9 protein-coding genes and 1 riboswitch are annotated in these 18,321 nt (G+C 44.5%); of the genes, 3 read left to right on the forward strand and 6 right to left on the reverse strand.

Features of this window, described 5'->3' with window-relative positions:
• Positions 1-1,293 (reverse strand): ATP-binding protein (locus QVP94_RS09990; RefSeq protein WP_288213228.1); only part of this gene is annotated, 1,293 nt, incomplete at its 3' end.
• Between the two features lie 317 nt (positions 1,294-1,610).
• On the opposite strand from QVP94_RS09990, the gene carB reads away from it, so the two are divergent.
• The 3 genes from carB (at position 1,611) to QVP94_RS10005 (ending at position 8,546) form a co-directional block, all read left to right on the forward strand.
• The gene (gene carB / locus QVP94_RS09995; protein WP_005859594.1) at positions 1,611-4,829 is read left to right on the forward strand and encodes a carbamoyl-phosphate synthase (glutamine-hydrolyzing) large subunit; all 3,219 of its coding nucleotides are present in this window, start codon (positions 1,611-1,613) and stop codon (positions 4,827-4,829) included.
• A 77-nt stretch (positions 4,830-4,906) separates the two neighbouring features.
• On the forward strand, positions 4,907-6,967 hold the full coding sequence (locus QVP94_RS10000; RefSeq protein WP_288213229.1) for a ligand-binding sensor domain-containing protein: 2,061 nt from the start codon (positions 4,907-4,909) through the stop codon (positions 6,965-6,967).
• Between the two features lie 202 nt (positions 6,968-7,169).
• Entirely contained in the window at positions 7,170-8,546 is a 1,377-nt protein-coding gene (locus tag QVP94_RS10005; RefSeq protein ID WP_005867456.1) for an NAD(P)/FAD-dependent oxidoreductase, read from the forward strand.
• A 100-nt stretch (positions 8,547-8,646) separates the two neighbouring features.
• Here the strand turns inward: QVP94_RS10005 and QVP94_RS10010 are convergent, their stop codons facing one another.
• The 5 genes from QVP94_RS10010 to QVP94_RS10030 all read right to left on the reverse strand — a co-directional run bounded on the left by QVP94_RS10010 (position 8,647) and on the right by QVP94_RS10030 (position 18,023).
• Positions 8,647-11,418, reverse strand: a complete 2,772-nt coding sequence (locus tag QVP94_RS10010) for an FAD-binding and (Fe-S)-binding domain-containing protein (protein ID WP_022192526.1) — start codon at positions 11,416-11,418, stop codon at positions 8,647-8,649.
• Between the two features lie 63 nt (positions 11,419-11,481).
• A complete protein-coding gene (locus QVP94_RS10015; RefSeq protein WP_009275342.1) occupies positions 11,482-12,600 on the reverse strand; it encodes an ABC transporter substrate-binding protein in 1,119 nt (372 codons plus the stop codon).
• Positions 12,600-13,964, reverse strand: a complete 1,365-nt coding sequence (locus QVP94_RS10020) for a DUF5074 domain-containing protein (RefSeq protein ID WP_005859612.1) — start codon at positions 13,962-13,964, stop codon at positions 12,600-12,602. Before QVP94_RS10020 ends, QVP94_RS10015 begins: the two co-directional genes overlap by 1 nt.
• Positions 13,965-13,984: 20 nt before the next feature.
• Positions 13,985-15,988, reverse strand: a complete 2,004-nt coding sequence (locus tag QVP94_RS10025) for a TonB-dependent receptor plug domain-containing protein (protein ID WP_005859614.1) — start codon at positions 15,986-15,988, stop codon at positions 13,985-13,987.
• Positions 15,989-16,026: 38 nt separating this feature from the next.
• Positions 16,027-16,231: riboswitch (cobalamin riboswitch) on the reverse strand.
• A 109-nt stretch (positions 16,232-16,340) separates the two neighbouring features.
• Entirely contained in the window at positions 16,341-18,023 is a 1,683-nt protein-coding gene (locus QVP94_RS10030) for a putative transporter (protein ID WP_005859616.1), read from the reverse strand.
• Between the last annotated feature and the right edge of the window lie 298 nt (positions 18,024-18,321).

Raw genomic sequence — 18,321 nt, forward strand, 5'->3', positions numbered from 1 at the left:
ACGCTCTTCCGTGAAACGCTCGTAAGTAGGCACATAGCGTTGGGCGTTTCCCTCTATATGATTCATCTCGTTATAATAGTCCATGTAGATGCTGCGCATCGTAAGGTTGGGTAGCACCATGCGGTAATTATTCCGCAGCGTGGTCATACCCAGATAAAAGAGGCTGACCGGATAGAAGTTCTTGTCGAAGAATTTCCTCTTGTTGAACTTGCTCGACAGGTCGGAAACGTTATAGGATAACTCGTCGTCAATCACCAACGCATCCAGCATCTCCTTGGAGTTCTCTTGCGAGAGGGTCAAGCGACGGATCCAACCGATATCCGTACGCAGGTTCTCATCCACCAGCTCACTCGGGATCATACCATCCATCGTGGCGAAGTTCTTAAAGAAATAGGTCAAGATCGTGGAATTGAACAAAGGCTCCGCGCCGGGACGGAAACGATAGCCGTCGTAGTTGTTCACGATCAGTTGCCAAAGTTCCTCAAAAGAGTCCTGCCCCGTGCCATACTTCTTCAACACGTATCCCAGATAAGCGCTCGCTTCCTCATACGTAAAACCAAGCATATCCAGAAACCTCGGATGCAAGGTCAAGATCTCCGCTATATTATATCCGCTGGTCAAATCATCCATCGTGACGGGAAGAACCCCCGTGCAGAAACATGTACGGATACTACCTTCGCCGATACCCGCTTTGATCACCTTGAAGAAAGTGCGCAGGAAACTATCCTTCGTGGTTACCTGCTCATAGAGCGGATCCTTGTAGGCCGTCAACAACTGATTGGTGAAATTATCGTACTCATCGATCAACACATACACTTTAGGCAGTCCATGCTCACGGGCGTACCCCAAAGCTTCCTCAAGCATCTTGGAGGCCTCTTTCTTGCTGGAGAACTGAAAATCCTTAAACAAGTCCCGGTTATGCGTTACCATGATCTCCACGGGAGAACGATTCAGATCGTTGAAATTCCGCTCCAACCCTTCCATGTCATCGGCCATCACCATCTTGGAAAAATCATAGCGCACGATCATATAACGATTATGCTCCTCCGTCGGGTGCTCCCCGATCCAAGTCCCGCCGAACAGTTCCTCGAACCGGTCGGCCTTGGTACGGTCGTAGTAACAAGCCAAGGTAGAGATAAACAGGCTTTTCCCGAAACGACGGGGACGCAAGAAGACTGGAGCCTTATAGTCTTCCAAGCCCGGAATGAAATCGGTCTTGTCCACATAGTAGAAATTGCGTTCCCGCATCTCTACAAAATCCGCTACCGCATAAGGAATCGTTATTCGTGCCATAAGCTTTCTTTTTTCTGATACAATACTACAAATTTAAGAAAATAACTTGTTCTTTCAAACAAAAGCCCTATCTTTGCCGAAATTTTGAAGAGAGAGCAGATGACAAACAAGACACATAAGGATAATCCGAAGTTCTATTCCGGTTATATGTCGGAGGTTGAGGCTCTTTTCTCTATTTTACGGGATTATAATTTGGTTATATAAGATGCGTTGGTTACTTTTACTAACGCATTTTTTTTGTGTCCATCGGTCCGGTGATATAATATAAAGTATAATATTCTAAAATCATTATAATAAACAAAACAACCCAAATTACTATGTCGAAAAGTGATATCAAAAAGGTGATTGTTCTGGGCTCGGGTGCCCTGAAGATCGGACAGGCCGGGGAGTTTGACTACTCTGGTTCGCAAGCGTTAAAGGCTCTGAAAGAAGAAGGGATCAGTACCGTATTGCTAAATCCGAATATCGCGACTATCCAAACATCCGAGGGAGTAGCCGATAAGGTATATTTCTTGCCTATCACTCCTTACTTCGTGGAGGAAGTTATCAAAAAAGAACAACCGGACGGAATCCTATTGGCGTTTGGCGGGCAGACCGCTTTGAACTGCGGTACTCAACTTTACACCAGCGGCACGTTGGCTAAATATGGCGTGAAAGTATTGGGTACATCCGTTGAGGCTATCATGTACACCGAGGACCGTGACCTATTTGTTAAGAAACTGAACGAGATAGAAGTGAAGACCCCGATCAGCCAAGCCGTAGAAAGCATGGACGACGCCGTGGCTGCCGCTTATAAGATCGGTTTCCCCGTAATGATCCGTTCCGCTTACGCATTAGGTGGTATGGGCAGTGGTATCTGTAAGGACGAGGCCGAGCTTCGCACCTTGGCGGAAAGCGCTTTCGCTTACTCATCCCAGATCTTGGTCGAGGAATCTTTGAAGGGTTGGAAAGAGATCGAGTTCGAGGTGATCCGCGACAAGAACGACCATTGCTTCACGGTAGTGAGCATGGAGAACGTAGACCCGCTAGGCGTACACACCGGCGAGAGTATCGTAGTAGCTCCGACTTGCTCCTTGACCGAGAAAGAATTAGATTTATTGAAAGAACTTTCTACCAAGACGATCCGCCACTTAGGTATCGTGGGTGAATGTAATATCCAATACGCTTTCAACTCCGAGACTTGCGATTACCGCGTGATTGAGGTGAACGCTCGCTTGAGCCGTTCTTCCGCCTTGGCATCCAAGGCCAGCGGTTATCCATTGGCTTTCGTTGCCGCTAAGTTGGCGTTGGGCTACGGATTGGACGAGATCGGCGAGATGGGTACTCCGAACTCCGCGTACAAAGCGCCGGAGGTAGATTATATGATCGTGAAGATCCCGCGTTGGGACTTGACGAAGTTCGTGGGTGTCAGCCGCCAGATCGGTTCCAGCATGAAATCCGTCGGCGAGATCATGTCGATCGGTAAGAGCTTCGAGGAGATCATGCAGAAGGGGCTTCGTATGATCGGACAAGGAATGCATGGTTTCGTAGGTAACAACGATATCCATTTCGATAACTTGGACGAGGAGTTGGCGAACCCTACCGACTTGCGTATCTTCGCCGTGGCGCAAGCCTTGGAACAGGGATATAGCGTAGACAAGATCCATGAGTTGTCAAAGATCACACGCTGGTTCTTGGAGGGCTTGAAGAATATCGTGGATTACGCCAACGTATTGAAAGGTTACAACAAGATCGAGGATCTTCCGGAGGATGTATTGAAAGAGGCGAAACGCCTTGGTTTCTCGGACTTCCAGATCGCTCGTTACGTAGAGAGCCCGGAAGGCAATATGGAGAAAGAGAATATCCGCGTACGCAACTTACGTAAGAAAATGGGCATTCTCCCTACCGTGAAACGTATCAACACGATCGCTTCCGAACACCCGGAATTGACCAACTATCTATATATGACTTACGACGGCACGCCGCACGATATCACCTACTACCCGAATGAGAAGAGCGTGATTATCTTGGGGTCCGGAGCTTACCGTATCGGCTCGTCCGTTGAGTTCGACTGGTGTTCGGTGAATGCCGCCCAGACCGCTCGTAAGCTAGGTTATAAATCGATCATGATCAACTATAACCCGGAGACCGTATCTACCGACTACGATATGTGCGACCGTCTTTACTTCGACGAGCTTTCATTCGAACGCGTGCTAGACGTGATCGATCTGGAATTGCCGAAGGGCGTGATCGTCTCCGTAGGTGGACAGATCCCGAACAACTTGGCGATGAAACTGTACCGCCAGAATGTTCCGGTATTGGGTACTTCCCCGTTATCGATCGACCGTGCCGAGAACCGTCATAAATTCTCCGCGATGTTGGATTCGCTAGGTATCGACCAACCTCGTTGGGCAGAGCTTACCAGCATGGAAGAGATCGACGCGTTTATCGAGAAAGTAGGTTTCCCGATCTTGATCCGTCCGTCTTACGTATTGTCCGGAGCGGCGATGAACGTTTGCCATACGAAAGAGCAGATGATCGAGTTCTTGGATTTGGCCGCTAAGGTTTCCAAGGAATATCCGGTGGTCGTATCCGAGTTCATGCAAGGAACGAAAGAGATCGAGTTCGACGCTGTCGCTATGAATGGCGAGGTGGTTGAGTACGCGATCTCCGAGCATATCGAGTTCGCCGGTGTTCACTCCGGTGACGCTACCTTGGTGTTCCCGGCTCAGAAGATTTACTTCGAGACAGCCCGCCGCATCAAGAAAGTAAGCAAGATGATCGCGAAGGAGTTAAATATCAGCGGTCCGTTCAATATCCAGTTCTTGGCGAAGAATAACTTCGTGAAAGTAATCGAATGTAACTTACGTGCCTCACGTAGTTTCCCGTTTGTATCTAAAGTATTGAAACGCAACTTTATCGAGACGGCTACCCGCATCATGCTGGACGCTCCGTATACGAAACCGGATAAGAGTGCGTTCGATATCGACTGGATCGGAATCAAGGCTTCCCAGTTCTCATTCGCCCGTTTGCACAAGGCAGACCCTGTATTAGGTGTGGACATGAGCTCCACCGGCGAGGTAGGTTGTATAGGCGACGATTTCAACGAGGCTTTGCTTTCCGCCATGATCGCCGTAGGCAACAGTATTCCTAAGAAGAACATTTTAGTATCTTCCGGCGCAGCTAAGAGTAAGGTCGATTTATTGGAGCCTTGCCGCATGCTGGATGCCAAGGGTTACACGATCTATGGTACGCACGGAACCGCCAAGTTCCTAAACGATAACGGAATCAAGGCAACCGCCGTTTGCTGGCCGGATGAGGAAGGTGATTTGAACATCATGGATATGTTCAGCAATCACGCTTTCGAATTGGTAGTAAATATCCCGAAAGATCATAGCAAACGTGAGTTGACCAATGGCTATAAGATCCGCCGTGCGGCGATCGATCATAACATTCCATTGATCACAAACGCCCGTCTGGCTAGCGCCTTTATCGACGCTTTCTGCAATATGAACGTAGAAGATATACAGATTAAGAGCTGGCAGGAGTACAAGTAATCAAAATTTGATTATATTTGCATGTGTGTAATATAAAGAGACAAGGCTTTATGCCTTGTCTCTATAGTTTAAAGACCATGTACAGACGGCTACCTTTTATCATATTATTATCTATACTGGCGGTTTTCGCCTTGCGTGCGTCTGTGGTCGCTCCCTCTATCCTCGTACAAAATTATTCCGTAGACGATTATAAGGCTAGTTGCCAAAATTGGGATTTAGCGGTTTCCTATCATGGCATCTTATATGTAGCTAATAATTCCGGTCTGGTTACTTTTGACGGGAATACATGGAACACATATCCATTACCGGATAAAACCCCTATTTATAAAGTATCTTTCCAGAACGATTCTATTTATACCCAAGGCAAATCATCGTTAGGCTATTGGCTATACGACAAACTCGGAAATCTGGAATACTATCCGATCGATACGCTCCCGTCATATATAAATTTCGATGATCCCGAGACGAATTACACGATCCCGAAAGAAATCGAGGAGAAGCACCCAACTTCCTTCGCTAGCGCCGGAGGTCTCAATTTCACGGGAACATCAACATCCGGTATTTATATCACCAATGACGAAGGGGAAATCTTTCAACACCTCAACATCAACAATCAGTTACAAGATAATATCGTACGTTCCATCTGCGTACAGGATAATAACTTAATCTGGGTCGCCTTGGATAATGGTATCTCCCAAATAGATATCAATCCTCCCATCGCCATGTTAGGTAAAAGAAGCCAGATCGGAAAGTTGGAAGACGCTGCAAAAGAGGATAACCGCCTCTATATCCGGACAAATCTCGGCTACTTCAGCCGGAGCTTGATGTTTGGTGATAAGTTTACCCCGATATCCGGTGAGATCGGACGTTCATATATCCATCCGGATACGGCCGACAATCATTTATCGGTAAGCACTTTATTTAAGAATAAAGATGTATTGGGCGTATTCGCCAACGCAGAAAGTATTTACCCGGTTCCAGACAATTTGTATTGGCTCACGATCCAGAATGAGGCCGGACTCTTCCATCGGGAAAACGGTACAGGAACTTTAAAATGCCGGATCCTATTCGATAATTACGATCTGAATCTGGTGACCAACGGCAAACGGATCATCCCCTTGAATGATTCTCTTGATTTGGTATCCGCCATGCAAGGAACCCTATTAATCAACACCCGCCAATTAATAGAGGGAAGCCTAGGAGGATTGACGATGCCACGGTTTATGCGCATCGAGTATCAAGATCAAGAAGGTACACATTATTTATATCCAGATACTCAAAGAATCAACATGCCCCATAACTTCCAAGAACTCTCGCTATATATCGGGACAACGGTATTCACCCCTAATCACCAAATCAGTTATAAGCTGGAAGGGGTATCCGCCGATTGGTCTTCTTGGCAGAAAGACGGCAAAATTACCTTCTTACAACTTCCGGAAGGAACTTATGAGCTAAGGGTACGTAAATATGTAACCCGGGGTCCGTTTCCCGAGATCACGATGCAAATCACGGTGCGCCCTCCTTGGTATAATACCGTATGGGCCTATTTGATCTACGTCGCTTTGATATGGTTCGCCATTCAAGAAGGGCTTCGGTATCATTTAAGGAACTTGCGAAAAAAAGAACAAGAAATGTTGGAGGCTGAACGACAAGCCGAACAGCAAAGGCTTCAACAAATGAAAAGCGAGATGCTGGAAACGGAGTTGCAAAACAAAAACAATGAGCTTACTCTCCAAACAACAGCTTTGGTAAAAAGAAACGAGGCAATCCAAGCTTTGTTGGAAGAACTGGATAAACAGAAAGAGACATTGGGTGACCGATATCCCAATAAGTTATATACCCGTTTACGTTCCTTGATCGAATCTACCTTGAACGATCAAGCGGATTGGGTGCAGTTCGAGACCTATTTTAATAGCGCCCACCAGAATTTCATGGATCGTTTACGCCAGCAATACGCAGATATAACGGCAGGCGATTTGCGCATTTGTTGTTTACTCCGCATGAACCTTTCCACGAAGGAAATCGCGTCGTTAATGAATGTATCCGTACGAGCTATCGAGCTAAGAAGATACCGCTTAAGAAAGCGATTAGCCCTTGATGGGGATACGAATCTTGTCGATTTCTTAATGAACTACTAAAAATATTTTCTAGAATATGCTTAATATATAATATTCTACATAACAGCATATTAAACGCACATAGAAAGAGATTGAGAAAGTCTTGTAGTAGTCTTATTCAATAAAAAAATCATTTGCGCAAGTCGTGTAGTAGTCATTTTCATGGCTACCGTAATTTATTATGTTTCCTTTGCCGGCGAATAAAATCTTAAATTCTTTCGACATGATGAAACACGAACTGGAGAAACAATTAGATGCGCTAGAAAAGAAAGGTGTCGACAGACGACATTTCTTTAAGTTATTAGCGGCGACAGGACTGATCGCGGGAGCTAATACCGGAAAAGCAAACGCTTTTTCAAGCAGCGCAAAAGGTAAAATCGTTATTATCGGTGGAGGAGCCGCTGGTATCAGTATGGCTGCCCGATTAAAACATTGGCTTGATGAACCGGATATCACCCTGATTGACCCCAGCGATCGTCAGTTTTATCAACCGGGATTCACTCTGATCGCCTCAGGTGTGTACCAACCGGAAGATGTTTGGAAGAAGCAAGAGGATTGTATGCCTAGCGGTATAAAATGGATAAAGGACTCGGTCGCCGCGGTTGATCCCGTATGGAATCAAGTAACGACCAAAAGTAACGGAAAGATTCCATACGACTTTTTAGTACTGACCCCGGGATTACAATGTAACTGGGAAAAAGTAGAGGGTATTACCCACGATACCTTGGGACAAGGAAACGCAAACTCTATTTACGATTTCGAAGGAGCCCAAAAGACATGGAAAGCTCTTCAAGAATTCGCTAAAAAAGGAGGCAAAGGTATTTATACCGATACCTATACAAAACATAAATGTGGTGGCGCCCCCAAAAAGATCTGTTTATTATCCGAACATTACGCAAGGAAACAAGGGACACGCGACAAGCTGCAATTGAATTATTTTACCGCATCGAAGGAACTATACGATATCCCGTATTTCACACCTCGCTTGCTAGAAATATATAATGAACGTAACATACCTATTAACTTGAATGTACGTGTAAAAGGTGTAGACACATCCGCGAAGCAAGTACATTTTGAGAAGATAGAGACAAAAGGCGAAGAAAAGATCGTAACGCCGTTCGTAGAGGATTACGATTTCTTACACTTCACCCCGCCTATGTCCGCTCCTGATTTCGTTCGTGATGCCGGATTAGGTTGGACAGAAGGTAAATTGGCCGCAGACGCATGGGTAATGGTCGATAAAGAGACCTTGGTACATAAGAAATACCAGAACATCGTTTCTCTGGGTGATGTAGCCGGTATCCCGACCAGTAAAACATCTGCCGCTATCCGTAAGCAAGTACCTATCGCCGCCAAGAACCTGATCGCGCTCATGGAAGGCAAAGAGCCGACCGAGAAATACAACGGTTATGCCGCTTGCCCGATCGTCACGGATTACGGTCATGTGTTGCTTTGTGAGTTTGACTACGAAAAGAAACCAGACATTTCATTCCCATTCTCGATGATCGATACATCAAAAGAGCAATGGCTTGCTTGGATCTTAAAGGTATATATTTTAAAACCGATGTATTTCAACGGAATGCTTAACGGTTACGCATAATATGAATAAAAAAAATCTATGAAATAAAACTCCCTATAATTTCGAATGCCAAACTACAAAGCCCCGGGTTTCAGTTGTACGAAACCGGGGTTTTTGATTTTTAACGGGTAGCCTTTTCCACTAAATATACGATCGACTTATAGGATATCCCACTATTCATCGTCAAACCAATCTCGCACGTACGGCTATTGCTATATCCTTCCGTCGCCCCATGCAAGTTCGGTTTCAAGTAATGAAGACCGGAAGCGTTTAGTTCCGGATAGAAGAAACCACGATCGCCCGCCCAACCGCAACAAGTAACTTGAGCGGGAGAGACCACCCGGTTCGCGCATAAGCCCGCCAGTTCCACCAGCTTGTCTTGTACTCCCATCTTCGTTGTACTACAAGTAGAGTGTACCGCTACCGTAACCGGCAACTTAGTAAAGTTCAGACGATCACGCATAAAGTCATAGATAAACTCCACAGGTTCATATAATCGTAAACGTTTATCCAAGGTTTCCCTCATATGCAGCAAGCAAGGGCTCATGTCACACAAAATAGGCAAGCGGCCGTTATCGCTCGCCCGCAAAAGAGCCTCATTCAATTCCTCCGCCTTCTGCGCCGCTTGCTTCCGGAACCCTTTACTGCTAAAAGCCATGCCGCAACAAAGCTTACTTAGATTCTCAGGATAACGAATCGTAAAGTCCGCTCTTGTCAATAAAGCGATTATTTGTTCCGTTACACTTACAAAGTCCACATCTTCATAATCAGCTGAAGCTCCCATCGTACGGGTAATACAAGATGGGAAATAAACCATTTCCATCCCATTCTCTACACCCGTCAGTTCCTTGAACTTTGATGCGCCAGAAGGTGTATGCCGAGTCCAAAGCGGGAATTTATGAGCGGAAGCCCTAAACAAGAAAGAGGCAAATCTCTCGAATGCGTTATACCCCACCAGCTTTGAAAGCACATGGGGCAGCTTAAGCAAAGGACGAAGCATACCCGTTACGGTTCCCATATTCCCGGCGATGCCCGAAGCGATAGCATTCGCCAAGACACCATTCTCTTTCCACCGTAACTCTTTGATCAATAAACCGGTATTAATGCCAACCGGACATGCCGTAGCACATAGGCCATCGGTAGCGCAGGTAGCGTTACCTTTATAGTTAAAGGCTTTCTTGAGTTCTTTATATCGCTTAGAGTTTGTTTCCCCCTGTTCCGCCAAAGCCGATAATTCCCTATAGATCACGATACGTTGCCGGGGTGTCAATGTCACATGCCTTGACGGACATTGTATCTCACAAAAACCACACTCGATGCATTTATCGATCAGCTCATTCGCCAACGGTATTTGCTTTAAGTTCTTTATAAACACATCCGGGTCCCGATTTAAAAGGACACCCGGATTTAATATATTTTCCGGGTCAAAGAGCCTTTTGATCTTCCACATCAACTCATAAATCTCCTCACCCCATTCATCTTTAACAAATGGAGCCATATTTCGTCCCGTGCCATGCTCCGCTTTCAAGCTACCGTCGTAGTAAAGTACCACATCTACAAGGCTACGCATAAAAGAAGCGTAATGATCGATACCTTCCTGTGCGTTTATATCCGGAAAAATCGTGAAATGAACGTTTCCATCCAATAAATGTCCCCACATCACCGCATTTCCGTATCCATAATCCGACAAGACCCCACGCACTTGTTCCAAAGCCTCTCCTAAAACCTCTTCCCGGAAAGCAATATCTTCAATAATAGATACCGTCCCCCGTGGCCGTCTTCCCGCAGCGGAAGTAAATAAACCGTTTCGTACCCGCCAATAAGTAGCGTAAAGCTTCGGATCGGTCGTAAATGATACCGGATATAAGGTCTGTATATCTGCTAGCCGCTCCTCTATATCCCGGAATTGGATTTGAAGTTCTTCTTCCGAATTAGAAGACGTGTCGATCAGCAACGCTACCGCATCCTCGGGTAAAGAATGTAATATCTCCGGCATCCCCGGTTCATCCTCTACCGCATGTAAGGCGTTTCTATCCATCAACTCGGCGGCGGACACCTTGCATTGGCGTAACGGGGCTATGGCTCTGCACGCCTCCATCAAAGAGGGGAAATAAATCAAGGCGGAAGCTTTTAAAACCTCATCGGAGACTGTCTCGAAAGTAACCGAAGAAATAAACCCTAAGGTTCCTTCCGAGCCAACCATTAAATGCATGAGTATATCGTATGGATCGGTATAATCCAAGAAAGAGTTCATTCCATAACCGCATGTATTCTTCAACTCATATTTAGATAGAATCCGGTCTTCCATGTCTGGATTCAACAAGATCTCCAAACGGAAATTCATCAACTTCTCCAATAAGCCTATATGCGTTTGCATGAAATCCCTGCGACTCGCTAACGAAGAGGTATCCAAAAAGGCTCCATCCGCAAAGATAATCTCCATATCCCGGACCGTATTATAGGAGTTATGGATAATACCATAGCTAGAACCACTCGAGTTATTCGCTACGATCCCGCCGATACGTGCGGATTTGATGGAGGCAGGGCTAGGCCCTAGCTTACGGCCATAAGGTTTCAACCAGCGGTTCGCCTCTTCTCCAGTTATACCACAAGGGAATTTAGCCAAACTCCCATCTCCTGAAATCTTAACCTTTCCATAGTCAGGACTGATTTCCATCAATACAGAATCTGAAATAGTCTGGCCGGATAAAGAAGTCCCCCCAGCTTTAAAGGTTACAGATTTACCAGTCTTCTCACATTCAGCAAGAACACGTTTTACATCCTGCTCACAACTCACGATTTCAACTCGTTTGGGATTCAACCTGTAAATCCCGGCATCTGTTCCCTTCGCTAATGTAGTTAAAGCATCAGCATATACCTTTTTTATCTTCATAGTCTAATACCTTTATTTGTCTAGAAACGACATTTCAACAAAGATATGAAACCTTTAAGACAATCAGGGCATTTCTCTAAAATAACGAGGAGAATACCCGAATACTAGCTCCGGATGGAAAATCCAGATTAAATCTTTCAATAGATATTCCGGATGTATAGGGAATTCCTCGTAATAAGGAACTGCACCTGTATTACAGGTATAAATCCGTTTTTTTTTAAAAGCGTCGAAATTCTCGTAAGGAGTATATTCGGAGCGTAAATCTTTATAGGTCATCTCAGAAGACTGATTATATTTAACAAGCCAAATATCCGCATGGATCGCTTTATCAAACACGGTCTCAAATGCTAAGGGGGTACTTCCGGCACCCGGTAAATCCTTAAACATATAATCGGCTCCGGCGTCCTCGATAAGATGAGCCATATAACTATCTCCGGATGGTACATACCACGAAGAGCCGAACTTCTTCTCCGACAAAACAGTAGGACGATTATCTATATTTGCGGTTAAGTCCTTTAGAGACAAATAGGCTTGCTCTGTTTCTTTAAATATAGAATCGGCCATCTCTTCCTTTCCGAATAGCAAACCATAAAAGCGAATCCACTCCGTGCGCCCCAAAGGAAATGCCTCCATATAGTCGGCTCCTTCGATAATGGGTATCCCTATCTTCTCGACAGGCCCATAACTACTGTTCTGAAACGGGGAAGCTATCACGAGTTCCGCACCGATCTCTATCATTTTCTCTATATTCGGAGAGGTAGCCTCACCTAAATCAGCGATTCTTCCGGCCTGTATACCCTCTTGTATGGCAGGAGTATCCATATAACGAGGCTCACAAACACCTATAACCTTATTGATTTCGTGCAATTGATCAATAATAGCCGCATGAACAGAAGTATAAACCACAATATCTTTTACCGGGACCTTCACGATCGTCCCTTTGGGTAATCCGCCAGGAACCGACTTTGTCCGGTCTACCAATAAATAGCGTTGAAGCAGACGAGTACTATCCCACGGATCACGAACTTCCACCATTGTATAGGTATCAAAGCGCTGAACCGTGAAACCTTGGGCATATTGAATACTATCAGAGGAAAGAGCTTCCTTGGAAGAAGTTTGCTTTCCGGATGGCGTACATGCCACCATCCAGAAAGCGAACCCTAAGAGAATCAGTAATCGCATTAGATATTATCTTTTTGAGCGAGGACTACTTTCATGGGATTTAAACCGGCCTCAAACTTCTTGAACAATTTACCGTCACCTCCGAAACAATAAATATCGCCATTATTCTTATAATCAGACTCTGCGACATAGACATTTCCACCCACGGCACTGATTGAATAAGGGGACTGTATTGAGGTTCCATCTGTAATAAAGCTCGTTCCCGCAGATTGACTCTTTGTATCAAATGTTAAAAATGCAGGGCTAGACATTCCCCATTGCGCATAGAACAGAAATAGCTTGCCATCCTCATAGGCCATCTCCGTTGCGTTTGGACAATTCGTAAGGGAAGTAACCTCATAAGTCTCCGTATTTATCTTTTGTACCGTATTGGGTATATCCGCATAGTTACCCATAGAAACCACATATACATTTCCTTGCTCATCCGCCTGTATCCGTGTGGGATTCAATACTACATCCAACTTCTTTATCTCTGTAAAAGTAGACAGATCAACCACTGATACCGTTTTATCATACCCAACCTCGGTACTGTAATCCATACCTCCGGAGTTTGAGACAAACAATTTATTAGAAGATACCGCCAATTGTTCCGGATTCCGTCCGACCTTTACCTTCGCCTCAACCTCCAAGGATGCGGTATCCAAACGAGCGACATATCCATTATAATAGCTAATATAGACTTTTCCACCCTCTGATACCATATAACGGGGCTGCCCCTCTGTCTTGACTTGCTTAATGGATTTTGCCTTCAGATCTGTCACTTCTATCGTAGACTCTCCATATACCGCGATATACATCTTATCGCCATACACGATCATATCCTGTGCCGTATCTCCCAGCCCCCTGCCATTTTGAGCCAAGAAATAATCGGGGACAACCTCATCCTTTTCTATGTCGTACATATATAAAGAAGAGTTGTTATTTCCCATATTGCCCGAATTCAAGAAATATAAAGCCATGAAAGAACTATCCTTCACAAAATCAATAACTCTTACGGAAGCATAAACAGAAGACTCACCTTCCGCATTTGCGGCTATAACTAATAAATAGCCTATATTTACGACATCCGTAATAGCATATGAATGTGTTCCAACTTCTACCTCCGCAATTTTCATATCTTTAGCGGTTCCATCAGAGGAACCATAAATCACGTACTTTGTTACATTGTCAACAGAAGACGGAGCTGTCCAATTTAAGGTTCCGCTAACTTTTAAAGCTTCCGGATTCTCATCCGTAAAACTGACATTAGTTACAGATACATTTGGTATGTTCAGTGAAGGCTCATTGTCATCATCACAGCTGACAAACGAGAAAGACATCAATGCACACAAGGCAGAGACACAAACTAAATTCTTCTTTTTCATTACTTTACTTTTATAGTTTACTAATAGGATAAACAAATACTTAAACGCCAAGAACGGCCCGGCATGGGATAATACTGAATAACATCATAATTCACGTTCGCAAGATTTAACAATTCACCTTGCAAACGCAAACCGAAATATCGAAAACGAAAATCTCGATTTATAGAAATACTCTGTTCTATATAAGAATCAATCCTGTTCCGATCTATATTTTGCGGCAATGCATAACGATCACCAACCGCAGTCAGTATATAAGAGACATTTACCCATGGATTTTCCAAGGTTACGGAAACCGTGCCAGAATGACGAGGTGTATAAGGAATCTGATCCTTATAATTCTTAGCTTCCGGATCTGTCACATCAACCGCGTATTGAAAAGAATAAGTGGAAGCCAAAAGCAAGCTCATTCGTAAGGGCAATCGGAATTGTGTAGATAAATTTACATCTACCCCTTTAATATCCACTTCGCCCATATTCATCATCTTCCAAACATACATGGTAGGTAAAGCCACGATCTTATCTTTCACCGTATTATAATATCCATCCGCCGAAATACTGAAATGCCGCAGCCAATCCCCACAGGAAGAACTCCATGTTACCCCTACATTATATTGGGAAGTTTCTTCCGGTTTCAAATTTGTATTTCCCATACGGAGGTAATACAAGTCCGTAAATGTAGGAACCCGGAATATATCTTTGTAAGAGGCACGTATCCGCAAAGTACTTTCCGAGAATGGCCGCCAAGACAAACTTACAGCCGGGGATAAACGCCTCTTATCATCCGGTTTTTCCCCTTGCTCCACTTTATCAGTGATATATGTTCCCAATAAACTAGCGGTAGCCGTGAATCGACTGTTCTTATATTGCACCGCTAGTACTGATTGAGAGGCCATTCGCTTTGGATTAGGGCCGTTCACAAAATTATTGTCCAGCATAGAGCGAGTTAAATCCGTAGTCAACGTCGCCGATACATACTTTATAGGAGTATACAGCAAACCTACAGAGCCATAATACTCATTCTGTGTATTCAAATCGACTTGTTCGCCCGCAGCATATTTATCATTTATATCTAAATAACGAGTAAAAGCATAATTATACTTAGCCATGGCCCGTAGCGTAAATTTCTCATTAAGAACATTCTTATACCCCGATTGCACGAAAAAGTTATTATCCCATAATCGTTCAGAAGTGTTCTTGTTATATAAATTAACAGAACCGGGAAGCCCCCGCTCCGAATCAAAATAGTACGCCTTAAAGGAAAGTTCGCCTCCCCTTCCAAAATCGCCGAATAGATTACCTTCCAAATGGTAAGCATGGATATCGCTATTTCTACGCTTCTCTCTCGTCTCCAATTCCCCATTAATCAATGTATAGGGATATTGCCCATCCGCACGCACGAAATCACCATGTAAGGATGCGCTCCAACGCTTTCCTAATTTTTGATCATAATGCAGCACGGGATTAAAAAGCCCGAAGGAACCTCCCTTAACCTTAAGATAAGTATGAAACGATTTGTCTTTAAACGTGGGCTTTCCGGTTTGTATATTCAAGGCTCCTGCCGAGGCATACACCCTTGCCGTTTGGAAGATGTCATCCGATTGTCCGATCGATAAGGAAACCATCTCCACGTTATCCAACGAGAAACGGCTGATATCGACTTGCCCGCTTTGCGCATCCGTAATCGTCACCCCATCGTAACTGACGGCGGTATGCTTCGCTCCCAAGCTACGTACCGAGACCGTTTTCAATCCTCCGATCCCCCCATAATCCTGTACTGTAACTCCCGAGAAGCGTTTCACGGCCTCGGATAGGTCTTGTACTCCCAAGCGATCGATTCCCGCCCGGTCCATAATTTGCAAAGGCGTACCTTCACGGGTGACCGACGGACGTACCTTCTCCACTACTTCCACCCCGGAAAGCTCGTGATAGGCCGTCGTATCGATCTGTTGACCGAAAGCGACACCCAAAGAAAATAACCATACGCTAAAAACGCACAGACATCTTATAAGATATAAATCTCGCATAATAATTCTTAGGTTTACCAACGTCTTCACCCGAAACGTCGCATAACAAAATCATGGCAGGTTTTCTGGCTCGTCCACCCTCTGTCGGCTACCTTCCCGCCTATCCGATAGGCAGTGGCAACAAGATTTGCCGGGGCTCCAAGGACTTACAGCTACGGGTACAGCTCCGGACTCGCACCGGATTCCCTTTTACTGATTATTATCGGAATCGATAACATCTACACCTTGATTGGCCGCAAAGATACATGTTTACTTTTTGATTAGCAACAAAAAAGCCCCCCGGCGAATCACTTCGGCGGAAGGCTAGGGAGTTTACACTTTTCTAAACATTACTAACAACAAAATATTTATTCTATGTATAAAAGAATAATATCATTAACTGTGCGGTCAACACACGCAAAAACATGGTCAATGGATAAACCGTCGCATATCCAACCGCCGGCGCATCATTTCCTGCCGCCATATTGGAATAGGCTAACGCAGGAGGATCGGTCGTACTTCCCGCAATCAATCCCATCAACGTAAAATAATTCAGTTTATAAAAATACCTTCCCACACAACCGATAATCAGTAGAGGCAATAACGTTATTATAAAACCATAACCGATCCAAGCTACACCACCCTTATTGACTATCGTATCGACAAAACCTTCACCCGCACTCAATCCCACGCAGGCGAGAAACAACGTGATTCCTAATTCCCTCAATAGTAAATTAGAACTTTGCGTGGTATAAGTAACCAATTTATAACGATAACCGAACCGGCTTATCAATATCGCAACGATCAACGGACCTCCCGCTAATCCTAATTTCACCGGTTGAGGAATACCCGGAAAACTAATAGGAAGACTTCCCACGATAATACCCAAAACTATACCAACAAAAATAGTCACCAAATTAGGTTCATTCAAGCGTTTCATTGAATTACCCAGCGTCTCGGCAACTTTCTCCACCGCCAATTCACTACCGACCACTGTCACCCGGTCGCCTATTTGCAAGACCAGATTAGGAGTAGCTACCAACTCCAGCCCCGCACGATTGATCCGAGTCACGTTAATTCCATGTAAACGGCGTAACTGCAAAGCCCCTAATTGCTTACCGTTGATTTCAGACCGGGTAACCAAAATACGCCGGCTGATAAACTGGCTTTCCGCCGGAATCCATTGCTTACGATCCATCTGTATTTCTTGACCGATAAAAGTCTTTATCGCCTCCACGTCATGCTCTGCGGTAATAACAAAAATCTTATCATCCCCATTCAATACCGTGTTCCCCGCCACGATCTCTATCCGATTCGTATCGTTACGTAAAATACGGGAAATAACAAATTCACGGTGTTCCAACAATTTAGATAGCTCACTTACGCTACGACCAAAAATCGCCGGATTCTTCACCACCAAAGAGATAGGTACAGCCTCTCCTCCCGATTCCGTATCCGTCTCTTCTTCCAATTGTTCCGTCTCCTTCGCAAAAGAGATACGGAAAACATAACGGATAAAAATCATCGACAAGATAATGCCGATCACACCTAACGGATAGGCAACCGCATATCCTAAAGCGATCGTTTCATCCGAGATCCCCGTCATATCTGAATAAGCCTGTTGAGCAGCGCCCAATCCCGGTGTATTCGTCACTGCTCCGGATAAGATACCTACCATTGTCGGTATAGGAATGCCTGTAATATAATGTATAATCAAGGCAGTAATCACCCCTAGAAAAACAATACCGCAAGCAAGCATATTCAACGTGATCCCTCCCTTTCGAAACGAAGAGAAAAATCCGGGGCCTACTTGCATACCTACCGAGTAAACAAATAAGATCAAACCAAACTCTCTAAAAAAATGAACGACCGACGGATTCGCCGTAAAACCGAAATGCCCGAGAAAGATCCCGACAAACAGTACCATGGTAATCCCTAAAGAGATACCGAATAGCTTCAGTTTACCAAGCTGGATCCCCAGAGCGATCACAACGGATAACAAAAGGATAGAATGCCCTACCCCTTCTCCCCATAACAATTCATTAATCCATTCCATATCTATTCATGTATATATTAATTTAAGATAAAAAAGTACCTCTGGCGAATCACTTCGGCAGAGATACACATATTGAACATTTAGTATCCCAGTTTAATCTGGCATCCATTCTAACAACATTTACTAATATATTTTCTATTTCTTATGCTGATAATTTAGACAAACTTTCCTCTTCCGGCAAAAGGGTTACCGGCCATTCAAATGTCGCACGACAGTGCGAACAGATCCTTTTCATACGTCTTTGTTCCTTTTAAGATATTGCTTATCTTTTCGTACTGCTTTCCTAATCCCTCGAGCA

The organism is Parabacteroides sp. CAG:2, from assembly GCF_000436315.1.
Classification (GTDB): Bacteria; Bacteroidota; Bacteroidia; order Bacteroidales; family Tannerellaceae; genus Parabacteroides; species Parabacteroides distasonis.